Origin of the sequence: Sphingobacterium thalpophilum (assembly GCF_038396785.1) — a bacterium.
GTDB classification, from domain to species: Bacteria; Bacteroidota; Bacteroidia; order Sphingobacteriales; family Sphingobacteriaceae; genus Sphingobacterium; species Sphingobacterium thalpophilum_A.
On the sequence record NZ_CP151087.1, the window covers coordinates 1,573,861 to 1,598,178 of the forward strand.

Sequence of the window (24,318 nt, forward strand, 5' to 3'; positions counted from 1 at the left end):
GATTTAAACATAACTTTCAGTCGTTAAGTTAATATAATTTATTTTTGGGTGCTCGGTATCCATCATGGAATTGGTGGTAAAGACACTGGTTATTGGTGAATCATCATCCAACAGGGTCCCTTTAAAAATTCGGGCTTCACAATGTGTGACCAAAAGATAAACTGCACTGGCTCCCATTTCTTTCAATATTTTCCCGGCCCAAAGAAATGTGCCACCTGCAGAACAGAGGTCATCGACAATAATACATTTTGCGCCAAGCGGAATATCTCCAGCCTTAAGTTCCATCCCTTCGATCCGGCCTGTTTGTGGATTTCGCTTTTTCTCAAAAACACAGCTATTTTCATAGCCGCTGTTGATGTAACGTGCCGCCGCTCCTTTATCCGGGAAAACAATCCGATCATTGTCCGAAAAATCAAGCTTTTCCATCAACTGTGGCAACCAGTCCAATGCTGGATAAATCCCAACACTGTTCACTAAAAGTTCCAGGGTAACGTGGGAATGCGGTTCGACCACAAACACCTGATCAAATTGCAAACTGTTGATAAACTCCGCCACATAGTTCAATGTGAATAAATCACCTTCTATTTTGCGATCCATACGGCTATAGGGCATATAATGGATCAATAACCGACAAGTTTCAGCTTCGGTTTCATCCAACCGCTTCTTGACAAAAAGCAAGCGGATTAAGTCTCCATCTTCTTGATATGTAAATTCGACAAGGTTGTCTTTTAAGATCAACTGATCAAAATCTTTCACTTTTGTTTCCCCGTTTGGAAATTGTTCTGTGACTACCTGTTGCTTATTTAATACGATCATAGCTTTTAATTTTACTTTGTACTATTGAGTATTTTTTACTCAACAAATATGAGGATTAAATTTAAGCGCGCAAAATATATTGAGTACTTTTTACTCATAAAATCACAAAAACACCATAAAACACTATCAATCAAATAATTTAGAGAAAGTTAGTTTACTTAAAATTCATCCCCCATTTCTAACTATTGGTCCTAAAGCTGATCTCCTGATTCACCTATATTAAACCAAGCATACCTATACCAAGTCGTATCTCATAACAATTTTTAGTCACTATTTAGACAGTTATCATTCATTAATTATACAGTCCACACTGAGTCATCACTGAACGAGCACTGAACAATCACTGAACAAACAATGTTAAAAGGTAGAATTTGATAGCTCGCTCATCCCCGTTTGGCTACACGGCATCCCGCTCTCCGTTTGATTGACGGGCAGAAAGAAAAATACGTGCGACAAGACAGAAAAATGCGATGGAAATATGGACTGCACAGGTCCTATAGGAGATGCTCAGGTGATAAAAAACTGCTGAGCGACAGTCTCCATAAAAATTAGCTGATTATAGGGATTGAAATTTTGCGATAAAACAAGATCTTTGTCTATACCAAAGTCAAAAAATTCTTTGTCAGCAAATTTGTGAGCCGGCGGGGGACTTTAGATTACTTTAAGCATAAAGCATGGAAATAGCCAATCTTATCAAACAGGATATTGAGTCAATCTTACAGATTGAATCTCAAGACATCAAACAGTTGGTCGAGGACTATCGCGAAGACTTAATGGATTCGGAAACCTATGACGCCATTGATGCGTACAATATGCTCTATTCGAATATTTATGAAATGTCCGAGGAAGAATACCTCGATGCTTTTCGCACGTTGGGAGAGGCCTATCCGAAATTTGGCAAGGCCGATGAAAATGACGTCCAAAAATCAATCGCTGAATTGGAACGATTAAAACATGCCTTTAATGAACTACAACTCCATACGACAGAAGGCAAACAGCTGCTCGCACTACAATTAGCCGTTTTGGAACTAGATATTCAGGTCTATCGAAAGCTTACCTTGTCGCCGACTACAATGGAGATACAAGCTGAAATCAATTTATTGGAATCCGAATCGTTTGGGTTAACCAATCAGATCAATCAGTTTTTAGAGCTATACCACGATTAGTCATGCGATCATTTTATACCATGAATCGCTTAGGGTTAAAAATAGGTCTTTGCATGCTTTGCTTACTAGCCGGTCTGGCAACATCGTTATTTGCCTACCAAAACAAGATCGTTTTTCAGTCACAGCAGCCGGGGAGCAGAATACCCTTTTACATCACAGAGCAAGGAACACTTTGTTATAATTTGCATGCAGACAAGTTGGGCGTATACGCCATACAGATCAATCTCAACAGGCTCTTTCCCACCGCAACGACAGCGCATCTTCGTTCAAAACATTATGAATTATCAGACAGTACAATAACAATAATCAACTATGCTGAACCAGCTATCTCTATCAACTATAGGATTGCTAACAACACCTTTGTAATAGCCAAATCCTCCAATTGGCTCGCGGACTATCAACCCGAATTTCAATTTATCGCTTTGGACAGCCTCAGACACATGGAGAATTTATTCGACACGAACGATCTGAGCGGCCTCATGCAACTGGAGGTAGCCAAGCTCCCTTTTGAAAATATACTTTTATTTTTTAGTCAGCTGCATGGATTTTCCACAGTAGAGGAATTTAGCAGCAATGCCATTCATCGGATTTTAGAAAAGGGACAGTACGCTATCGCAAAACAGTTTCACCATTTATTTCTAGCTAAAAACAGACAATTCAATGATTTCGAAATCCTGAAGATAGCAATAGAAAAAAACGACATGGATTTTATCCGTAAAACTTGTTTAAATAGCCTGAACCGACTGGGTATTGATGAAATTAAAGCTGATTATAGCTTTACACAATGCACATTACTTGGAAAAGCTATCTTAATAAAAAACAAAATAATCGTAGATTATCTTTTGCAGAACGGTGCAAACACGGAGAAAGTATACCAATATGAATCCGACGTATTATCTGCTTTTCAACTTGCCGAAAGGACCAAGTCAAAGAAAATCATGAAACTATTTCAATAAGTCATCAATAAAACAATGAAAAAGACATTTATATACCTGCTATCGCTGATTAGCTTGATGTTAGTCACGCTGATCTTTGCTGAGCCAATACATGCTCAACCAAAAAAAGTGGCCCCCAAACACGCAAAAGATAATGCGAAATTGCCCCCACTCAAAGATGGTGATATGATCTTTCAGTCTTCCATTTCACCGCAATGTAAAGCGATCCAATTAGCGACGCGTTCTCCGTATTCCCATTGTGGGATTATTTTTTATGAGAACGGTAATCCTTATGTACTGGAAGCCGTACAGCCCGTAAGTGTAACTAAGTTAGAACACTGGATTGCGCGAGGGGAAAAGCAGCATTACGCGGTCAAGCGCCTCAAAAATGCAGATCAGGTACTGACCAATTCGACGCTGGCCAAAATGAAATCAATCGGCAAAAATTTTCTCGGAAAAAATTACGATGCTACATTCGAATGGTCGGACGATAAAATATATTGTTCGGAATTGATCTGGAAAATATACCAACGTGGAGCAGGCATCGAAGTTGGGAAGCTGGAAAAGCTGAAAGATTTTGACCTAAGCAGCCCCGAAGTAAAAACCAAATTGAAAGAGCGTTACGGCAACAGCGTCCCGCTAAATGAAACGGTCATATCACCAGCTTCGATTTTTAATAGTGCGTTATTGATCACGATTGCGAATACGTATTAAGCATACCTACATAGTTTTTTATTTTTGAAGCAGAACCGTCTTGCCGCCGTTTAATTTACTTTCTTCGGCGGCGTCTATAAATGCGCATATTGCCAGGGTTTCCTTTTCGTCAACCGGACTTACACCCGTTTCGAAAAATGGAAGGATCTTATCCAACAAGGGACCGTATCCCATAAATTGCCCCAAATGGACAATCTGATCTTTCAAAAAAACCGTTCCACCAAAATCATCCTTCCCCTCACGAATGCCCCGAAGTGAGGCAATTCTTCCATCCGCCCAGTTCCCAACATAAAACGAGGTACCCTGTTCCTGAACAGTCTTTACCGAAAGACACCCCGATCCCATCAACGCAAATAACATTTCAACGCCATGAATGCCGTACCAATATAAATCCTTATGTGAAGGTTCCGTTACTGCCGGACAATAGACATCTGCTCCGATAACCTTAGTCCTATCCACTTCCTGAAGACCGGTAATATAACGCAAGGAGCTTGACGAAAAAATAGGGCAACCATACTTTCTTGCAGCTTCAAAAATTTTGAAAGCGTCCACATAGGAATTCGCTATTGGTTTGTCAATAAATAAAGGTTTCTTTGCTTTAATCACTTGAAGTGCCTGTTCCAAATGGAGATTTCCATCATTTGTCTCCAAAAGTACATAATCTACTTTCTTCAATAGTTCGGCAATACTTGATACGATCGAAACCCCGAGCTGTTGCACTTCCGCTGTAATTTTCGGAATACGCTCGATACTTAAAGGGATCGTTTTGCTTCCATAGGGGTAAGCCGCAGTAACCCTGAATTTTCCATAGGGATGATTGCTGGCAGCCGTATTAATCGCTCTTGTAAAAGCAGCAGCGTGCGTAATATCCAGTCCAATGATCCCTATTTTTTTTACCTTCTCTTGCCTCGAGGACAGCTTGTTATTCGCATTAACGGCATAGGATAGTCCAAATGCAAAAGAGGACATCAAGAATTTCTTTCTATTCATTTGATTCATTCAAAAGAGAAATAGCTGCATTGACCAAAACAGCCATGGATGTTTCGAAAGCCTTTTCATCAAGATTGAACTGTGGATTATGAAGGCCATATTGCGTGGTGGAATCGTCGTTATTTGTCCCAATCAACATGAACAACGCCGGATAACGATAAGAATAATAAGCAAAATCCTCGGCCGCCATCCAGATTTCGAGATCTTGTGGCACACTATTCCCCATCGTTTCCGCAATAATTGTTTTGACTTTTTGCGTTAATGCGGGATCGTTATAAAGTGCGGGGTAACCATGCCGTACTTCAACTTCCACCTTTGCACCCAGCGATACGGGAAGCGTTGCCGCTATTTCAGCAACCATTTCCAGCGCCTCCTTGCGCCATACCTCATCCATGGTACGAAATGTTCCGGCTAATTTGACTTCCTCGGGAATAACATTGGCAGCACCATCCCCAATGAAACGACCAAAGGTCAATACAGACGGCACATCGGGGTTGGCTTTCCGGCTGACAACTTGCTGTAAGGTGGTGAGTAACTGCGCGCCGATCATAATGGGATCAACAGCCCGATGTGGCTCCGCAGCGTGGCCACCACGTCCCTTAATGGTGAAATAGAACTCGTCGCTCGAGGCCATAAATCGTCCCGAACGTAAACCGACTTTTCCTACAGAAACACGGGGACTTACATGTAACCCCAGCACAGCTTTAATCGTTCCACCAAAAGATTCCAGAATCCCGGATTCCAAAACCTGAATCGCTCCGCCCGGAATCTTTTCCTCAGCAGGCTGAAATAGTAGTATAATTTTACCAGAAAACTCCGTTTTATAATCATTTAATATGGAGGCCGCCCCCAAGAGATTAGCCGTATGAAAATCATGGCCACAAGCATGCATGACACCTCTATTCCTCGATTTATAGTCCACATCATTTTGCTCATGTATCGGCAAAGCATCAATATCAGCCCGTAATACCACAATATCATCGCTCGCCGATTTTTGTCCGGTCAGTACAGCCACAACACCTGTCTGAGCGACAAGCTCGAATGGTATACCCAGTTCGCGAAGTTGTTGCTGAATATAGGCACTTGTCTCGTATTCTTGAAAAGACAATTCAGGATGCTGATGGATATGTCGGCGCATTGCAACGATTTTTGGAAAAACAGTCGCTATCTTGGCATTTAATTCTTTCAATATTGGGTCGATCATCTGGATAAGTTTTAAGAGTATAACAGGTCAACAAGTTAAGCTAAAAATAACGTACATAAAAATAGAGCACCAACACCGTTATAATAATCCACCATAAGGTCGGATTTCGAAAACCACGGTAAGCGGCTTTATCCTGATCCGGTACCTGAAAAGAATCGCCCGTCAACACCAGATTTTTTAATCTTGCTTCGGCGACCGCTGGTGTCAACAAACTGACCACAGCACAAGCAAGCATACAAGTCCAGAATACAATGCCTGTTCTATTAAAAAACGGCATTTCAGGTAAGGTGTATTCCAAAAGTAAAGAAAGGGGAATTGTCAGTAAACCTGCTGTTAAAGCACCCTGCGATGTGGTTCTTTTCCAAAATACCCCCATTAAAAACATTGTTGCGATGCCTGGCGTGAAAAGACCATACAGATTCATCAAATAAAGGAAAACCGGCTTATCCGAATAACTGATCAGTACAACCGCACTCATGGAACCCGCAAACTTCAGTAATTATTTCAAAAAACATGCGGGTATACCACCTTTAGCCTACCGCAATAAGCCTGTTTGATTTTCACAATAATTTGTTTGAATTCTATATCTTTCGAAACAGGCAATGAAGCTACTTTTGTCCACATCATATTTAGCAGGTCAAAGAGAAAAAAGTGGCTGGCTGCATGAACGTCCATAGAGACGCGAAATTTAAAAAATTAAAGGATGGAAAAAAACACTAAACCACAGCAATCTTTTATCCCGACGATACTAGCATTTGCACTTGTTCCGATTACGGGACTTGCGACCGATATTTATCTTCCGTCGATGCCACAAATGGCTCAGGAGCTTGGCTTGAATGAAAGCAAAATCCAGCTAACCCTTTCGCTTTTTCTAATCAGCTATGGTGTTGCTCAGTTCTTTACAGGAGCGTTGGTTGACGCTTGGGGAAGATATCGCATCAACCTGATATCACTTTTCCTTTTCATTGTCAGTTTCTGGATTACAGCAAGCACGCAAGATATTTGGGTTATTTACCTGATGCGTATTCTACAGGGCATCTTATCGGCATTTGTGGTCATCTCAAAAAGAGCCTATTTTGTGGATGTCTACGAAGGTGAACAGCGCAAGCACTACCTCAGCATTATGACCATCGTCTGGTCGATCGGTCCGATTGTCGCTCCTTTTATTGGCGGCTACCTTCAGACACAATTTGGTTGGCGTTCTAACTTTATGGTTCTGGCCGTTTACAGTGCTGTACTTTTCATCCTTGAACTGATCTTTTCTGGCGAAACAATCAAACAGAAGAAACCTCTCCATATCAACTACCTGATTGGCGAATTTAAAATGATGCTTAAAAGCAATGATTTTACCTTCGGTATAGTCATGTGCGGTATATCCTACGGTCTTGTCATGTTCTACAACCTCAGCGGTCCCTTTTTTATTGAACACCAGCTGGGCTATAGCGCAATCACAACCGGTTATACCTCGCTAATTATGGGCTTAGCTTGGATGTGTGGTGGTTTTATTGGTAAAGCCCTTATTAAAAGAGCCTTGGTTCCGAAGTTGAGAATCGCCAACTTCATTCAGATCAGCCTGATTGTATGTATGCTCTTGGTTTCACCTTACCTGTCAAATCTCTATACATTGACATTTTTCGCATTTGCTGTACATTGTACAGCAGGATTTATTTTTAACAATTATTTCAGCTACTGTTTAGGGAGGTTTCCATTGTCGGCAGGTATCGCCGGCGGATTGGTTGGCGGAATTACCTACCTGCTGACCTCTTCACTCAGTTACATCACGGTAAGCTTGGTAAACCCTTCTTCGCAGTTTCAGATTGGATTAGGTTATGGCATATTTGCGCTGTTGGGATTGACCACTTTATACGTTATTCATAAGTTGGTCAAAAGCGTATAAGCTATGGGCAGGTTCTTTCAGCGACAGGGCAATATTAACCTGTAGCTGGACAGCTACAAAACTATACTTAAAAGTTGAATTATTTTTAAAATAGTATTAAAAACAACTATATTTGTTGCATCATAATTTAGGTTTATAATTGGTTATTGAAGGTTTTCATTCTCCCCGTTTGAAAACCTTTTTTTTTGACCGAAAAAAATTCAGTCTGCTGTCCTCGCTGCTGCTGACCAAATCACGAAAACCCTTGCTTATTTTTCTAAATTGCTACTTTCCTTTACACCGAATTTTTCAACATAGGTACGTGGACTCTCCTTATAGAATTTCTTAAATGATTTGCTAAAATACTTTGGATCATTGAACCCGACCTGATAAGCCACCTCGCTGATACTCAAACCTGTATCGTTCACCAAAATATAGGCTGCTTTCTTGAGACGGACCATATTAATAAATTCAACCAGATTCAGTCCCGTTTGCTGCTTAATCTTGCGGTACAAAACAGAGCGGCTCACACCGATGGCTTTTGTAAGATCAAGCACGCCAAAATCTTCGCAGCCCAGATTTTCTTCAACAATCTTCAACACCTGATCCAAGAAACGAGTTCTTTCGGGCAGATCTGTTCCCTGCGCTCCAAGAAGATAATGCTGTACAAATTTTTCCTCCAACCTTTTCCGCGTCTGTAAGATGTTAGAAATTTTCTGAATGAGGTGCGGCATACTGAAGGGCTTGGTAATGTAATCATCTGTACCGATTTCAAATGCCTCTGTGATATAAGGATCAGCTGTGCGGGCTGTCAAAAGAATCACCGGAATATGATTTGAACTGCTATCATTTTTAATCTGCTGCAAAAGTGTGATTCCGTCACAGTTGGGCATCGTTACATCCGAAATGATAATATCGGGCTGTTTTGTTTGCACCAATTCCAGGGCCTCAATACCATCGTTGGCTTCCAAAACAATATATTTTTTTCGTAAATTTTCACATAGAAAACAACGTAGCTCCACATTGTCCTCGGCAACAAGTATGATGGGTTTATCTTCCTCCGCCGCAGGACGCTCAATTGCTGTTTTTGTAGTATCCACATAGGGCATACCGGCATCTGCTGGGTCAGCGCATATCATCCCTGGAGTATCCGTTAAGACCGGTAGCTCTTCGATGACGACAGCGCTCTGGGGCAGGCTGATCCGAAATACCGTATTGTAGTCTGTCGTTTCCTGTACCATATTGCTTTCAACAGTGAGTTTCCCGCCGTGCAACTGGACAATGGAACGGCAAAGTGCCAAACCTATTCCACCGTTGGTAGCCGACAAGCCTTTTGTATTGGCCTGATAAAATTGTTCAAATACAAAAGGAATATCTTTGGGTGGGATTCCACGCCCGGAATCCCAAACGGAAACAAGCAATTTCTCCAACTCACCTTCCACTTCTAGCTCAACCTGTATCTTTATTTTACCTCCCTTATCCGTAAATTTAAACGCATTATAAATCAAATTGACAAGGACTTTTTCAAATTGTTCCGGATCGAAACCTGCAACGTAATTAGGACTTACCTTATTATCCAGAAAAAACTGAATATTATTTTTTTCGGCAATAAAGTGAAAATTCTGGCGAATGTTTTCCAAATACGTAGCAAGATGAACCTTTTGGCAAAACAATTTCATCTTTCCGCCTTCATGTTTTCTGAAATCAAGCAGCTGATTGACCAGATTCATCAACCGATCGGCATTTCTCGTCGCATAACCAAGGTGCTCCTGTGCATACGCTGAAAGCGATCGGTCGCCTTTTAATTGATTTAACGGCCCGATAATTAATGACAATGGCGTACGGAATTCATGGGAGATATTGGTAAAGAAATTCAGTTTTGCTTCATGGAGCTCCTCCTGTTTTTCCGAATCTATTTGCCGAATCAAAAGGTCCTGTTTCAATTTATTCCGGCCGTGGAAAAATCGGATAACCAAAAAACCGGCCGCAGCAAAAAGAAGAAAATAGCCGCTATAGGCCCACCATGTCTTCCAGGGTGCTGGCAGCACTTTAATCTTCAAAACCGTTGCCTTTTCGTTCCATACCCCATCGTTGTTAGCCCCCTTTACCCAAAGCTCGTAGGTACCAGGGTCTAAATTGGTATACGTAGCCACGGGATTGCTCACATAATTCCAGTCTTGATCAAAACCTTTCAGATAATACGCGTATTGATTTTTCTCCGAATGGACATAATTCAACACACTGAATTCGAGACTAAAAACATTTTGATTGTGATCAAGTATCAATTCATCCATCATGGATATATCTTTGGGAATAACAGCATCAATACCTGGGAGAACTGTTTTATTGAATAATTTCAGCTCTGTAAACTGAATGGGGGGAATATAATTATTGACACTTAAACTATCCGGATTAAATAGGGTGAAGCCGGAGAAACTTCCAAAGGCAAGTTTTCCGTCCCGCAACATTGCTGCTGCATTTTGAATATATTCGTTGCCAGGAAGACCATCGGTCTTCGTATAGGTGCGTACATGACCCGATAGGGGGTCGAAACAAGAAATCCCTGTATTTGTACTCAACCACAATTTGTTTTTCAGATCGCTCAACATCGCAAAAACATTGTTGATCGGCAATCCATTTCGTTCATTGAACCTTTTGAACGCTTTCTTCTCCGGAAGATAGCGATTGAGCCCGCCCATATAGGTACCGATCCAAATCTGTCCTTTTCGATCTTCATGGATACTCACAATATCATTTCCGCTAATTGAAAGAGAATCTTTCTTGTCATTTAGAAAGGAAACAAATTTATCGGTACCGGCTAGTTTTAGATTTAACCCATTGGAAGTACCGATCCATAGATTACCTTTTGAATCCTCTAGCAAAGCGCGCACCATATTGGAGCTCAATTGCTTTCCTGCAACATCAAATGTCTGGAAAGATCCCACTTTCTGGTTTTTACGAAGCACCTGTAGTCCGCCACCGAACGTGCCAATCCAAATATCGCCATTGCGATCCTCTAAGATTGCATAGACATTATTGTTTGCCAGGCCATTACTTACATTGGGATCGAAACGAAAATGTTCATAGCCTTGTTGCCCCTTTCGTCTTAAATTCAATCCACCGTCATAGGTACCTACCCATAAGTTCCCTCCCTTATCTAGACAGATGGACTTCACATTGTTATGACTTAGGCCATTCAGGTTATTTTTATCGTGACGTTCACTAAAAAACGAATTCGTACGCCGATTAAAATAATTCAATCCTCCACCCTCAGTTCCAATTACAAGTTCTCCCATTCCATTTTCAACAAAAGCGCTCACCACATTGTAACTTAAGCTATTGCGTTTAGCTTGATGGGTAAAATTCTGAAAATTGGGAATATCCTTGTCATAGATATTGACCCCTCCAAAATAGGTTCCGATCCAAATAGATCCCCTCTTGTCCTGAAATATAGGACGAATGGAATTATTGCTTAAGCTATTGGGATTTCCATCGTCTGCCTGAATAAAAAGCAGTTTTCCATTTTGATAAACATATAGGCCATTGAATGTTCCGATCCAAATCTTTCCATCAACTGTTTTTTTTAAGGACCGTACATCTTGACTGGCCAAACCTGTATGATTGCCCGCTTCAGTTAACGAGGATATTTCGCCTGTATGCTCATTGATAATCCGAATCCCATTATATTTCGTGCCTACCCAGAATATACCTGGACTAACCTCCAATACGGCCTGAAACCGTTGATTAACTTTATTATCTACTGATTTCTCTTTGAAGTAAGTCCGTAGAACCTTTAAACTATTTCCATCTTTCGATGCGGCCTGCATGAGTACAATGGCATCATCAGTACAAAACCACAATCGCTTTCTGCGATCCTCATACACGGTCCGAAAATTACGATAGTATTCTTTTCCCTGGCTTCTTTCAACGGTAATCTCATTGAAGACCAATTCCGCTTCGAGATGCCGGCCCTCTTTAATCTTATACAAGCCTATATTTGTCGCAATCCAAATCTTGCCCTTGGAATCCTGAAAAATCTGATGAACGTTGACATCCATTTTTCCACTGCTACTCTCCACAGTAGGTAAGGGTATACGGATGAAATTGTCTGACGCACGATTGTATAAATTCAGTCCTGTCATTGTCCCTATCCAAAGCCGACTTTTGTTATCTTCCGTAATCGCTTGAATAAAGTTGTGCTCTAAGGAAAGGCTATCTTGTGGATTGCTGCGGTAAATCGTAAACTTTCTTGCGTCGTACTTATTTAAGCCATCACGGGTACCGATCCACATAAAACCCAAATAATCTTGAGCAATAGCGAAAACGCTGCCCTGAGACAAACCTTCATTGACATCCAAGTGTAAAAAACGATAGTTTTTTTCCTGCGCATGCAAAACAGAAATTAACGCTAAAGCACAGCAAAAACAGCGCACAAAAACACGTAGTGGCATCATAAGGTATATAATTGAAATGGATGATAAAAATAATCATTCCATTGAATAAACACGAACAAGAATCACTTTAATCGATCTTTTAATTGTTGCTCATAAAGCGAGCCGATCGACATTATCCGGTTTTGATTTTCCCAATAACCAGCGTTTCTATTTTTCAATCTTCCAGCTACTTTCTCTCCCTTTACGCCTATGGCAAAATTTTGCCCAGAAGTCCAGGGCTGTTGTACTGCAGCACTTTTGACCGTACAATTCCATAAGACTTGTGTCACCCCAGTCCAACCGTGTCCACTCCCCCAATTACCCCGATCCTGCACATTAATTTCACCATCCGTTACGATTTGATCGTATAAGGTTCCAACAGCCCATCGATGATGTGGACCAATATCCGCATGTGTTCGTTCCGCGCTAGAAAGGCTAAAAACGTTCGGACCGAGGGTCCTGGCCCCTGTTACGTAATCATGACGACCTTCCGTCGTATAAAGTTCTTTAAATAAATTAAGCTGACCGTCATTATTGAACGAATACCTCCGCCCGCCTGTAATTTGAGATTTTCCATCCAGACACCGCGACTTCATTACTGTAATCTGTTTGGCAAAAGCACCAAGACTCACCGCCGCATAGCCAAAATAACGCGCGGTGATATTGCGCACCCAACCATTCGTTATTTTATCCATATCAATTGCAATCCAGCCGTGATTTTCGTCCGTATCACTTACAAAATCAGACTCGAACCGTATATTTTCGATCCCAACTTCACTTATACGCCCGTCGAAGGTGTAGGGAATAACGGCCACTTTTGCGTACCTCGGATCAATCGCCATCACCAGGGGATTATCAAAAAATACAGAGTCACCTCGAATGGCTAAAATAGTACGTTCAAAATTTAGCTTGTATTCCCGCACTGTCCACTGTTTCGTCCCTTCTCTTTTTTCAATCTGGTTCATTCGAAGCGCTTCAATCCAGGCATCGTTCATTTCATACGAGAGGAGGACCTGCTCGCCCACTCTCCATTCCTTCGGACGATCGACCAGAACATAGTTAGCCCCTACAGGTCCATAGCCAGGCTTAACAAACTGTTGTCTAGCCTGATCCACTGTATAATTACCCGTACCGGAAACTTTCAATAAGCTCCGTTGGTGCTGGCCTGCTGCTTTAAGCAGGGTTTGTCCTTCGGCATCCCCCTCACCTCTCAACACCACACCGCTGGCATGAATTTCCAAACTCCCAGGTATAGTGTATAGGCCTTTTTTTAACAAAACAGCACCTCTATAACCGTTTTTATCAGGTGGTTTTGCTGCTACGGCATCGATAGCCTGCTGTATAATTTGCTGATCATCGCCATTTATGCTGGGTTTTACCGTAACCACGACAGGAACATTGGGCAGCTTTTGATCACCTTGATGATAGCCCACATGGCTAAAGTCGGGGATGACGTTTCCCTGTGCATCCGGAAAATAGATCAATTGTCCCGCTGGATTTTTTCGGACCAGATCCGATTGCACTTTTCCGGACTGCAGCTCTTCTTGTCGATGCAGTGCTTCCGAGAAATAATAATCGGCATAACTCAAAGGTTTATCCACTTCGGTATTGGAAGGTTTCGATCCCGTACTGTGTAATAATATAAAACCGCGATTTTTATTTGGTGGCGACATGTAATGGTCTATCAGGTTAGCCAATATGGTCTGTGCTTTTGCACGATAATCTTTTCCTTGGTTGCTATACGTGCTTAATTCCAACAGCCCCGATGCGATGACTGTCGCTGCCGACACATCCCGTGGTTCATTTGGTATATGAGGTGCATCGAAATCCCAATAAGGGATCAAGTCTTTCGGCATATTAGGATGTGTAAACAGCCAATGTGCAACTTTTTCGGCTTGCTGCAAATATTTCGGATCGCCGGTTTCTCTGTAACACATCGTATAGCCATACAGTGCCCAGGCTTCACCCCGCGACCAGGTCGATTCGTCACTTAAGCCCTGATGGGTGTTTTTATGCTGCACTGCTCCTGTTTTCGGGTTGTAGTCTATCACATGATAGGTACTGTAATCCGGTCTAAAATGAATTTTTAGCGTTGTGTTGGCGTGGCTCACCGCGATCTGATAATAAGTAGAGTCTCCAGTGAGTTTGGTTGCTTCAAACAGCAATTCTAGATTGAGCATGTTATCAATGATAACCGGAAAGTCCCAGCGGTGGCTATTGTGGTCCCACGAACGTATACAGCCGACTGTTGGATTGAAACGGGTTGCCAGCGTTTTGGCTGCCTGTACAAGCACCTCCCGGTACTGTGGATTTGCGGTTAAGCGATAACCATTTCCAACGCTACAATAGATCTTAAAGCCCATATCATGGGTCTTACCATTAAATTGCTCCGCCTCGATCGACCTTGTTGTTTCCGAAGCGAGATCCTTCCATTGTTGTTTTCCCGACTTTTCGTAGAGAAACCATAGGACGCCAGAAAAAAAACCACTGGTCCAGTCCCCCCTTTTCACAGCAACCAGTTCGTTATCTGTGGAAAGCGTACGTGGCGAAACCAAGGATGAATCCCTTTTTTTCAAGAGCTGCAATTCTTTATAAAGTAGTTGAGCTTGTTGATCTGCAAGGCCCCACGCTTTTTGCAGCTGCCTGGTACTCTGTGCCTCAACGTGTTGAAAAGCGCACAGAATTCCCGTCAAAAATAGTGCTTTGGCAATGGATGGCCTTTTTAAATTTCGAAAGCGCAAAAAGAGGGTATATCTTCGCAAAGACATCGCATTAACATTCATGTTATCTGTAGGTTTTTAAGGTGAAATGGTTAAGTTATTTTATAAAGAGCCAGGAAAATCAAAGCCATATAATCGGGTTGCGAATGGGTAAATTTCGAACAACCTCTTCTTGTTCAGGTGCATGATCAAGCTTTTTCCAAAGCTGCAGATAGTCTTTATTCTGGTAAGCTTCTGCCGAAAATACGAGTGCCGGATGCGCAATTGGCCACTGATCCCAATACATGACATCTTTCGGATACGGCCATTTTTCTTTATCTGCAATATAAGGGACCATAAAATCAACACCCGTTTTTATTGTCCGCCCATCTGACAATGTATACTGCCAAAGGGAGGTGTTGGTCTTGGACAAAATCTGGCAGATCATGGTCATCGCATCCAGATTAAACAACGCGTATCCATAAGGTTTTGTCCGCTGCAATTCTCTCGGAAAACTGCCATTAGACTCCATTTGATTCGGCAATAACACGTGCGCATAGCGATCTGCACATCTGTTGAGTAATACCGTGTCTTGCCCCAAACTCGAAAATGCAGCGACCTGCATCACCCAACAGGTACCATGGTTATTGGCAGCATTCATTTCATCGATCCCATATTGATGCGTTGTAAGCCAGCGTAAATAGGTTGCAAACCAGCGATGTATGGCATCCTTAGCAGCCTGTGGAAAATTGGGGTCGTCTTCAAATATCTTTACGCCCTGTGCAACTTCCATCAGATGAATGGTATCAATAATGCCTATTCCTCGCCCTGTAAAACGCCCTTGTATAGCCTGAGCATAAAGAAGATTCGGATTCATCATCGTCTCTGCATCCACGAACCAAGCCTTTAAATGGCGAAGGGCCTGCTGTACGTATTTTTTATCTGGATTCAAACGATAGGCTGAGGCCAGTGCCCCCACGATTCGGCTAAAGCGGATCATCGCTTTACGATGTTCAACGAAATTGGCTGGATTAGTCATCCCATCCCGTTGAATATAGGGCGCAGCGGGATCTTTGGGATCGGGCCACCAATAATCGCCTTCAGAATAAAAATCATGAATACCCCCGGTACTCCGAACTGCCTTATAAGCTGTCACAGACAATGGTTTCTGCTTCATCGCCCACTTGGACTGCTTTAGGATAACAGGGCGCAGCGTCTGGATGATCTCCTGCTCAAAAATACCTTCCTTCATTTTTGCCCTCAAGAATAAAGGGAAAATTGCGATCCCAAGGAGACAGCCAATGACGCGAACAATTGATGTAAATTTCATTTTTCCTGGATTTTGAATTACATTGGAACAATACGGTACCGTTTACCTTTTATGGTCTCAAATTGAACTTCAAACGTTTTTGGACCAGCTAAAAGGGGCAGTTTGGAAGAATCCGCTACCGTATACGGAAGTTGTTCCGGTTTATATAATAGCGCATTGTCTGTGACAGCTGCCTGATTTGATTCGACACCGACAACTTTAACGGGTAAAGGTGTACGCAAACGACAAACACCACCAATATTGGACACGATCATTGCTTCGGTCAATACGTTATTTTTCCAGGCAATATCTACGGTAAAGTTTCCCCTGGCCTTAATTCCTTTTATCGTCCCAGCAGACCATTCATCAGGTAGGGCCGGTAACAAGTGGACGGCCCCATCATGACTCTGCAGCAACATTTCAGTCATTCCCGCCGTAGCACCAAAATTCCCATCTATTTGAAAAGGTGGATGTGCATCAAATAGATTCGGATAGGCTCCGCCACCGCTCATCTGCGCACGGTCCAATTTGGGATCAATAAAATTTAAGGCATCCTTGAGGATTTTATAGGCATGATTTCCATCCTGAAGCCTCGCCCACCAATTTGTCTTCCAGGCCATCGACCAGCCGGTACTCACATCGCCCCTTAAAAGCAATGAACGCTTGGAGGCCGCAGCCAAAGCCTTGTTTTCTGCAAGGCTGATCTGATTGCCCGGGTATAATCCAAATAGGTGGGAAATATGCCGATGCTGGTCCTTTGGATCATCCCAATCTTTAAACCATTCCTGCAATTGTCCATATTGCCCCACCTGATAGGGATAAAGCTTTTCCTTCGCTTGTTCTAGTGCTGATTAAAATTCAGGATCAACGTTCAGTATAGCACAGGAGTGAATAACAGCTGTGAAAAGCTCCCGAATGATCGCCATGTCCATGGTAGAGGCCATGGTCAATTGATATTCCTTACCTGCTATTTTAATTGTATTTTCAGGTGAAGTGGACGGATTGGTGACGAGATATTTATTTCCGAGATCCGCAATCAGCCATTGCAACATAAATTGGGCTGCCCCTTTCATCAAGGGGTAGGCCTTCTCCTTCAAGAACGTTTTGTCACCCGTAAAACGGTAGTGTTCCCATAGATGTGTGCTCAACCAGGCTCCTGCCATAGGCCATGCCGACCAGCGCGGCATTCCTTTGGGATCCCAATCGTATCCGCCCGGAGGGGAAGTTTTGGCCCATAGATCGGAATTATGATGAACAACCCAGCCCTTATCGATATTGTAATTTATCGATGCTGTTTTGGCCCCATTGATAGCCAGCTCATCCATAAAATCAAACAAAGGCTGATGACATTCTGCAAGATTGGTATTTTCCGCAAGCCAATAATTCATTTCTGTATTGATATTGGTCGTATAATTACTCCCCCAAGGCGGCTGCACATGATCATTCCAGATCCCCTGTAAATTTGCAGGTCTGCCACCTTGTCTGGAACTAGCAATCAACAAGTAGCGCCCAAAATGATAATAAAGCGTCAGCAGGCCCAAATCGGCCGGTCCTTTGGAAAACTGCATGATACGTTGATCTGTTGGCAATTTATCATGCACAGAAGTACCTGTCAGCTCAAAGGCTACTCGATTGAATAGTGCTTGATAATCTTTTTGATGATCGGAGAGTATGGTCTGAAAATTCTTTTTGGAGACAGTATGCATGCGGTTTTTTGCGAGCAGCGTGGCATCTTTACCTTCCTGACTCGGCGACTTATCAAAACCGTTAAAGCTTGTCGCTTCCGTCAAAAATAAAATCACCTCATCGGCGCCTATGATCTTAAGCTTATCCCCCTCTTTTTTTACCACACCACCGATATTCTTTACGCTTATCTGCATCGCAAAAGCCATCCCTTTTCCGCCAATACTGTCGTACACGACTTGTTGGGGTTCATAATCCCTATTGGCGACAAAACTTGGTGCTTTACCCTGCAAGGTCAGCTGATTATTCCCTTGCGCTGAAACACTGTATTTTAGCTTACTGGTTAAGGAAAGGTCGAATGTAATTGATTTTTTCTTGTCGGCCTTCAGTCGAACGACCAATGCTTTATCCGGAAAACTGATAAAACTTTCCCTTTGGTATTGAACGCCTTGATAGGAATAGCTGACCCGATTGATCGCTCGCTCCATATCCAGCTCCCGTTTGTAATCTTTTACCTTTTTTTCGTCCTGATGAAAATCCAACCATAAATCGCCCATCGGTAGATATCGAGCAGAATAAGGTCCTTGCATTTTCTTCCAAAGGACTGCTGCCTCTTCATATTTTCCAGCAAAGATGGCTTGGCGTACCTTGGGTAGAATTTGCGGGCCATTGGGATTATTGCCCGCATCGGGTTCACCCGACCACAGGGTATTATCGTTAATTTGAAACCTATCTTTACTTAGCCCACCAAATACCATCGCTCCTGTAGTGCCATTGCCTAGCGGTAGTGCCTCCTCCCAGAGCGCGGCCGGTTGATCATACCAAAGCTTGAGCTGCGGCGAATTGCCTTGTGCACGGCATGGCGCAAGCGACCCCATAAGGCCGAGCAGTAAAAAGAAGTTCAAATGATTCGTTGCTTTTAACATCTTGTGTTATTTTTCTATCGTTAACAAGGTACTTTTTGATCCTTCCATCCGGCCTGATACCACAGCGCTTCCCGAAGGCAGTCGAAGCTTAATCAATGCACGACCATTGTAGACCTGCACTTTTTTCGACCCCGTAGAAGTGCCTTGGTCGACGATCAACTGACCATCGCCGGTCGAACCAAAATAGATCCAATCCTTTGCATCGAGACAGGGGGTATTGGTATTATCCACAATTTGAGCTTGCACAGTGATCATATCGCCTTCCGTGGCAATTTTTTCCACAAGAAGTTTTGCCGGTTTACCCCACTTTTTTGTCTGATACTGCTGTTCAATTTCATCCACGAGAATTTCCCGGCCGTTTTTCGCGACAGCTTTAATCTGATTGCTTCCTTCGTTCAGTTTCACCATCCAGCGCAAACCTGCCGCTGGAAAATCTTGGCTATTTCTTTTCTTTAGTCCTTGACTTTTGCCATTGACAAAAAGCTCAACCTCCTTGGCATTGGAATACACCTTGATCATTTTCGACTCGTCTTTTTCACCCCAACGGACCGGCCAGCTATGGCCATAAATATGCAACATTGGCTTCTCGGTCCAATACGACTGGAATACGTAGTACGATTCTTTTTTGGTAAAATCCCGTTCAACAACACCCTTCTGATTGACATAAGGCACAGGATTGTCTGGCCGGACCGGAGTTGAAAAATCTTTAAATGGCCAGTAGGCTGTTCCCGTGAGCCAAGGCATGGTTTCCTGTTCCTTTAAGTGCCAATCGATGAGATTACAGATGTAGCTTTCACTCCAATCGCCATCTTTAGAAACGCGTGCTGCTCCACCAATGAGCGACGCATCGCCTGCCCGTTCATCTGTTGTACCATCACCTTTGATTTTAGCTAGAGCACGGTCAGGGTCCTCTGCATGTCGTCTTGCATGACTATCCCCGCCCCACTCCACATGAAGGAAATGCTTTACCTTTTTCATTTCTTCCTCGGAGGCTGCTTTATAGTCGGTATAAACGCCTCTATACCAACCCGCCCAAATGGACGGAGAATAAACATCAACAATATCTTTACAGAAATCACAACGTCGTATCGCTGTTTTCCGGCTTGGGTCCAATTGATGAGCTAAGCCATTGATTTCACTCATATAAGCTCTTATCTTCGCCTGATCAAACTCCGTAAAATCACCGGGCCAATCATTTTCGTTGCCGAGGCCCCAAATAATGACCGATGGATGATTATAATGCTGTTCAATCATATTGGTTAACATCCGTTTTCCCTGAAGCTGATAGACCTCTCCACCCAATCCACCTCTGCACCATGGAATCTCTTCCCAAACCAAAATACCCAGACTATCGCAGGCCTCAAGCACTTTACGACTCTGCTGATAATGTCCCAAGCGTATAAAGTTTACACCCATCTCTTTCATCAGGGTCATCTCCTGTAAGATCTGATCGTCAGTCATTGCTGCAGCAACTCCGGCATGGTCTTCATGACGATGGGTACCGCGAAGCAAAAGTCTTTTCCCGTTCAGCAGAAAAGGACCATTCTCCTTAAATTCTACCTGTCTAAAGCCAAAGGCAGTCTCTTCTTTAAATATTTGCCCATTGCTTTTAACCGTGGTAACCAAACGGTACAAGGCCGGTTGATCAGGGCTCCAAAGCTGTGGCTTCTTGACCATGAACTTCCCAAATTCAAGATTTAATGCTCCCTTATTAACCTGTGGTTGCTGGGTTTGCACGATTTTTCCAGCGGGGTCGTAGAGCTGCATTTCGACTTCAAAATTAGTCTGAGCCGAAAATGGCATCAGTCGTCCACGGACGTTGGCTACCCCCTGCCTGCCATCAGCCCCTACTGACGCCTCAACAAATACACGTTCCAAGGCTGTCTGCGGAACATATTTCAGGTTTAGATGTCTGTAAATACCGCCATAGACGTTAAAATCAGACAGATTGGAGGGGATCATTTCTAAATCACGCGAATTATCCACACGAATTGAAAGCGGTATTTTACCCTTTAATTGTTTTTTAAAAGCATCTGTTTTTTTAAACTTTTCAACCGCATCCGTGATGTCCACCGTCCATTCGTCGTATCCACCAACGTGCTCCCCAACTTTAACGGTATGGATATAAACAGCTGTCTTTTGTCCGGCTCCTTCAAAATGAAGGAGGGTGTGACCATTTAAATAGGGGTTGTCAATCTCCAGCGATTTTCTATACCAACTGGGTCCCTGATAATAATTGATAGCTGGATCAACAGCGTCCAGCGCATTATAACAATGCGGTAGATCTACCTGCTGCCACAATGGAACAGATTCGGGATTACCGGCTCCCACCGGTCTTACAGCTTCCCAGATTCCACCCAGATCGCTCTTTAAGAAATCCCAGCCATGATCAATCCGCTTAACTTCCTGAGCATGGAGCTGAGCAACTCCAAAAGTCAACAACAACGCAACTATTTTATTCAATCTACTTTTCTTCATTATGCTATTCTAGTATCTGCTTTCCATCTTATCGGCCTTACTCGTCCAAAGCTCCAGTTTTCATGTTCTTTGCTCCGGGCCCTTTTTCGCGCTTAAATTTGCCAGCCACTTCGATCTTAATCACCGTAGCAACAGAATCAATGGCCTGCTCAGGCACGGCAATCTGAATACCATCGGCATTCGATTTTACCTTTAACACTTGATTATTGGCTAAAAGACTAGCTTTTAAAACTTTATTTTCAATCGGAAGTTCAACTATTCCATTTTTTGGCCAGTCAAATACCGAGATATACAAATAAGTCCGCTTTCCATCTTCCTTTAGGGTACACCGCCCCCATTCAAATGGCTGTAAAGGACTACTCTTGGTTGCGTAGATCGCTTCACTATTGACTTTCATCCATTTGCCAATTACAGCCAAACGTTCTATACTCTCCTGGGGGAAGGATCCGTCGGGTTTTGGGCCAACGTTCAACAGGTAATTTCCACCTTTGGAAGCAATATCAACGAGATTGCGGATCAAGGTTTCGGCAGACTTCCATTTATGATCCGATGTGCGGTAGCCCCAAGTACCGTTCATGGTCATACAGGTTTCCCAATGTTTGCCTTCGAGTTCACTCCAATCTGGAATTTTTTGCTCCGGCGTTTTGGTATCGCCGGGGAAATTAGGCCGTTTCAATCGATCATTCGTGATAATATTGGGTTGTAATGCCAATTGGTCCTGAAGCATATTTGCAGCTTCGTCGGTCATATTGGTTGGCGTATCCCACCATAGTACAGCAATATCGCCATAGTTACTCAACAATTCTTTGACCTGAGGTACGGATACGTTTTTGATATAGTCACTAAAACTCGCTGTTTCTTGTTTGGGGTCCCAATGGCCATGATGTGCTAGCGTGTAGTCATCGATACGGGTTGAATCTAGATTAGGCCAGCCTTCTCGCATTAACTTACGAGCAGCCGACCCACCAGGGTTATTCCAATCCTGCGCCTGTGAGTAATAAAAGCCAAGCTTCAGTCCATATTTTCGGCAGGCTTCGGCCAAAGGTTTCAAGACGTCTTTGCCATAGGGCGTAGCGTCCACCATATTCCACTTACTCGCTTTTGTTTCAAAGAGTGCAAAACCATCGTGGTGTTTGGCTGTGATAATCAAATATTTCATGCCCGCATCTTTCGCCATGCGTACCCATTCGTCTGGATTATAGGCGATGGGATTAAATTGTTTCGCCATGGCCTGATATTCATCAACTGGAATTTTTGATCGGTTCATAATCCATTCTGCTCCACCACGTGCCTGTTCGTGTCCCTTATAAACACCGCCGAACTGTGCATATACTACCCAATGGATAAACATACCAAACCGGGCTTCCTCCCACCATTTCATGCGTACACTATCTGGTAAGCGATTTACTTGCGCATACAATAATCCCGTGCTCATTCCCACGATGAGGATAAGTGCCAGCAACATTTTATATATAGCTTTCATACCTAAATTTTCACAGTTCTTCATTTAGAAACCTGGTGTTTGTTTAAAATTGTCATTACCTAAACTTTTGGCCATATCTACCTTAGATTGAGGGACTGGCCATAAGGTATCTCTTGCCATAAATAACCGTGAAGCGCCATCTGGATCCTTGGTTTTATCCATCACCTCTTTGATCATCCCCCAACGTTTCAAGTCAAAATAACGTTGACCTTCCAAAGCCAATTCAATCCGCCGTTCATGACGGATAATATCGCGGAATTCATTTTTTGTCAGCGAACCGCTAAACTGTACGAGCGGCATTTTCACATCAGCCCTGGATCTTACCTTATTTAATGCATCCACAGCTGTTTGATCAGGCCCTGCACTTTCATTCTTCGCTTCTGCATACATCAATAAAATATCGGCATAGCGCAAGAATACCCAATCCTGATCGCTTTGTGTCGCGTAACTTGTTGGCCATTTCGATTCGTTGATATACTTTCGCGGTAAAAAACCACCCAACACGCCCTCGGCAACGGGATCAAAAGCGGAAGATGCTGTAGTTCCGCGCCATACACCGCGGTACATAATTGTTGACTTCAACCGTGGATCTCTATTTTCGTAAGGATTTTTAGCATCGTAAACTGTCGATTCTTTAATATCCTTTCCATCGATGGCATAATAAGAATCAACCAGATAACCCAGTGGTTGTATGGTCTTCAGATAAGAATACATCATATCTGCCGGACTATACATATTGGGTGGTAAAAATCGAGCGGAAAACATGATTTCGGGATTATTATTTTGTCCCGGCTTTCGGAACAGATCGCGGTATCCACCCTGATAGATCGAAAACTTGTTTTCATCCATAACAATCTTCGCTGTTGCAGCTGCCTCCGCCCATTTCTTCACCGTCAACAACACCTTTGTTTTGTACCCCAGTGCAGATCCCCGCACAGCATGTCCTTTATACCCTGTATTAGGCAGTTTTTCACTCGCATAATCTAAATCTGCCAAAATCGCTTCGATAATGTTGGTTTTAGGTGTTCTACCGAGCCGAATACTCGCATCGTCCATGCCCAGAGGTTCTAAAGTCAATGGCACATCACCGTACAGATTGGTCAACAAAAAGTAGTAATGGGCGCGGATAAAACGAGCCTCTGCTTTATATCGGTCACGGTCCTGCTGGCTCATGCTTGTAATACGGTCAATATTGGCAATCAATTTATTGCATGCTGCAATGGCCTGATACGAAATCTCATAGCCCTCAGATTGCATGCCACCCGTTGTCGAGGTGATTCCGGATCGCGAAATAATATTGAAGTTATTGGAGGTACTGGACACAAAAGCATCGTCTGAAAGCCCATCCCAAAACATACTTGCTCCACCCCAACCACCACGTGCATTGGATGAAGACGTCGAATTGTATCCTCGGCAAAGAAATTCATAACAGCCCGAGAGTGCCAAATCAGCATCAGTCTGCGTTTTCCAGAAGGTTGACTCCGAAATTTTATCTGTTGGATTTTTATTTAAAAAATCTTTTGTACAGCTACCCAATGCAGCTAAGGCTGCTAAGCTTAAATATAGATATGTTTTTTTTACGCTCTTTTTCATCTGTAATTTTTTT

Annotated in this window: 15 protein-coding genes and 1 pseudogene; 4 read left to right on the forward strand and 12 right to left on the reverse strand. The window is 43.0% G+C overall.

Annotated features, from left to right (window positions below; genetic code table 11):
• Positions 1-3: 3 nt before the first annotated feature.
• On the reverse strand, positions 4-816 hold the full coding sequence (locus tag AACH28_RS07245) for a ribose-phosphate pyrophosphokinase (RefSeq protein WP_201639421.1): 813 nt from the start codon (positions 814-816) through the stop codon (positions 4-6).
• 674 nt (positions 817-1,490) lie between these two features.
• Here AACH28_RS07245 and AACH28_RS07250 point away from each other — a divergent pair.
• From AACH28_RS07250 to AACH28_RS07260, 3 genes are read left to right on the forward strand one after another with little or no spacing between them, the layout of a single operon-like run.
• Positions 1,491-1,982: a hypothetical protein gene (locus tag AACH28_RS07250; RefSeq protein ID WP_341832602.1), complete on the forward strand. Its 492-nt coding sequence runs from the start codon at positions 1,491-1,493 to the stop codon at positions 1,980-1,982.
• 53 nt (positions 1,983-2,035) lie between these two features.
• Entirely contained in the window at positions 2,036-2,938 is a 903-nt protein-coding gene (locus AACH28_RS07255) for a hypothetical protein (RefSeq protein WP_341832603.1), read from the forward strand.
• Between the two features lie 15 nt (positions 2,939-2,953).
• Positions 2,954-3,631: a YiiX family permuted papain-like enzyme gene (locus AACH28_RS07260; protein ID WP_313418884.1), complete on the forward strand. Its 678-nt coding sequence runs from the start codon at positions 2,954-2,956 to the stop codon at positions 3,629-3,631.
• A gap of 18 nt (positions 3,632-3,649) precedes the next feature.
• Here the strand turns inward: AACH28_RS07260 and AACH28_RS07265 are convergent, their stop codons facing one another.
• The 3 genes from AACH28_RS07265 to AACH28_RS07275 are packed head-to-tail and all read right to left on the reverse strand — an operon-like array spanning position 3,650 to position 6,303.
• A complete protein-coding gene (locus AACH28_RS07265) occupies positions 3,650-4,621 on the reverse strand; it encodes a Gfo/Idh/MocA family oxidoreductase (protein ID WP_236586092.1) in 972 nt (323 codons plus the stop codon).
• Positions 4,614-5,825, reverse strand: a complete 1,212-nt coding sequence (locus tag AACH28_RS07270; RefSeq protein WP_239468709.1) for a M20 family metallopeptidase — start codon at positions 5,823-5,825, stop codon at positions 4,614-4,616. The genes AACH28_RS07265 and AACH28_RS07270 overlap by 8 nt, the downstream gene beginning before the upstream one ends.
• 40 nt (positions 5,826-5,865) lie before the next feature.
• Positions 5,866-6,303: a sodium:solute symporter family transporter gene (locus AACH28_RS07275; RefSeq protein WP_070569570.1), complete on the reverse strand. Its 438-nt coding sequence runs from the start codon at positions 6,301-6,303 to the stop codon at positions 5,866-5,868.
• 225 nt (positions 6,304-6,528) lie between these two features.
• Here AACH28_RS07275 and AACH28_RS07280 point away from each other — a divergent pair, with 225 nt between their 5' ends.
• Positions 6,529-7,722, forward strand: a complete 1,194-nt coding sequence (locus AACH28_RS07280) for an MFS transporter (RefSeq protein WP_115048005.1) — start codon at positions 6,529-6,531, stop codon at positions 7,720-7,722.
• Between the two features lie 248 nt (positions 7,723-7,970).
• Here the strand turns inward: AACH28_RS07280 and AACH28_RS07285 are convergent, their stop codons facing one another.
• From AACH28_RS07285 to AACH28_RS07320, 8 genes and pseudogenes are all read right to left on the reverse strand, one after another.
• The gene (locus AACH28_RS07285) at positions 7,971-12,155 is read right to left on the reverse strand and encodes a two-component regulator propeller domain-containing protein (RefSeq protein WP_341832604.1); all 4,185 of its coding nucleotides are present in this window, start codon (positions 12,153-12,155) and stop codon (positions 7,971-7,973) included.
• Between the two features lie 62 nt (positions 12,156-12,217).
• On the reverse strand, positions 12,218-14,917 hold the full coding sequence (locus AACH28_RS07290; RefSeq protein ID WP_341832605.1) for a glycoside hydrolase family 88 protein: 2,700 nt from the start codon (positions 14,915-14,917) through the stop codon (positions 12,218-12,220).
• A gap of 58 nt (positions 14,918-14,975) precedes the next feature.
• The gene (locus AACH28_RS07295) at positions 14,976-16,163 is read right to left on the reverse strand and encodes an alginate lyase family protein (RefSeq protein ID WP_341832606.1); all 1,188 of its coding nucleotides are present in this window, start codon (positions 16,161-16,163) and stop codon (positions 14,976-14,978) included.
• Positions 16,164-16,180: 17 nt separating this feature from the next.
• Positions 16,181-16,570, reverse strand: a complete 390-nt coding sequence (locus AACH28_RS25505; protein WP_407073644.1) for a glycoside hydrolase family 95-like protein — start codon at positions 16,568-16,570, stop codon at positions 16,181-16,183.
• Positions 16,568-18,751: pseudogene (locus AACH28_RS07305) on the reverse strand (glycosyl hydrolase family 95 catalytic domain-containing protein); the annotation flags it as partial. The pseudogene AACH28_RS07305 and the gene AACH28_RS25505, both read right to left, overlap by 3 nt.
• 6 nt (positions 18,752-18,757) lie before the next feature.
• A complete protein-coding gene (locus AACH28_RS07310; protein WP_341832609.1) occupies positions 18,758-21,229 on the reverse strand; it encodes a glycoside hydrolase family 2 TIM barrel-domain containing protein in 2,472 nt (823 codons plus the stop codon).
• Between the two features lie 37 nt (positions 21,230-21,266).
• A complete protein-coding gene (locus tag AACH28_RS07315; protein ID WP_341832610.1) occupies positions 21,267-22,712 on the reverse strand; it encodes an alpha-L-fucosidase in 1,446 nt (481 codons plus the stop codon).
• 24 nt (positions 22,713-22,736) lie between these two features.
• Positions 22,737-24,305 (reverse strand): RagB/SusD family nutrient uptake outer membrane protein, encoded by a 1,569-nt coding sequence (locus tag AACH28_RS07320; RefSeq protein ID WP_341832611.1) that lies wholly within the window; start codon positions 24,303-24,305, stop codon positions 22,737-22,739.
• Between the last annotated feature and the right edge of the window lie 13 nt (positions 24,306-24,318).

Coding starts and splice junctions, on each gene's coding strand:
- AACH28_RS07295 (WP_341832606.1), bottom strand. CDS start 16,163: ATGAAATTTACATCAATTGTTCGCGTCATTGGCTGTCTCCTTGGGATC.
- AACH28_RS07270 (WP_239468709.1), bottom strand. CDS start 5,825: ATGATCGACCCAATATTGAAAGAATTAAATGCCAAGATAGCGACTGTT.
- AACH28_RS07310 (WP_341832609.1), bottom strand. CDS start 21,229: ATGAAGAAAAGTAGATTGAATAAAATAGTTGCGTTGTTGTTGACTTTT.
- AACH28_RS07320 (WP_341832611.1), bottom strand. CDS start 24,305: ATGAAAAAGAGCGTAAAAAAAACATATCTATATTTAAGCTTAGCAGCC.
- AACH28_RS25505 (WP_407073644.1), bottom strand. CDS start 16,570: ATGACTGAAATGTTGCTGCAGAGTCATGATGGGGCCGTCCACTTGTTA.
- AACH28_RS07260 (WP_313418884.1), top strand. CDS start 2,954: ATGAAAAAGACATTTATATACCTGCTATCGCTGATTAGCTTGATGTTA.
- AACH28_RS07265 (WP_236586092.1), bottom strand. CDS start 4,621: ATGAATAGAAAGAAATTCTTGATGTCCTCTTTTGCATTTGGACTATCC.
- AACH28_RS07275 (WP_070569570.1), bottom strand. CDS start 6,303: ATGAGTGCGGTTGTACTGATCAGTTATTCGGATAAGCCGGTTTTCCTT.
- AACH28_RS07250 (WP_341832602.1), top strand. CDS start 1,491: ATGGAAATAGCCAATCTTATCAAACAGGATATTGAGTCAATCTTACAG.
- AACH28_RS07245 (WP_201639421.1), bottom strand. CDS start 816: ATGATCGTATTAAATAAGCAACAGGTAGTCACAGAACAATTTCCAAAC.
- AACH28_RS07285 (WP_341832604.1), bottom strand. CDS start 12,155: ATGATGCCACTACGTGTTTTTGTGCGCTGTTTTTGCTGTGCTTTAGCG.
- AACH28_RS07255 (WP_341832603.1), top strand. CDS start 2,036: ATGCTTTGCTTACTAGCCGGTCTGGCAACATCGTTATTTGCCTACCAA.
- AACH28_RS07315 (WP_341832610.1), bottom strand. CDS start 22,712: ATGAAAGCTATATATAAAATGTTGCTGGCACTTATCCTCATCGTGGGA.
- AACH28_RS07290 (WP_341832605.1), bottom strand. CDS start 14,917: ATGAATGTTAATGCGATGTCTTTGCGAAGATATACCCTCTTTTTGCGC.
- AACH28_RS07280 (WP_115048005.1), top strand. CDS start 6,529: ATGGAAAAAAACACTAAACCACAGCAATCTTTTATCCCGACGATACTA.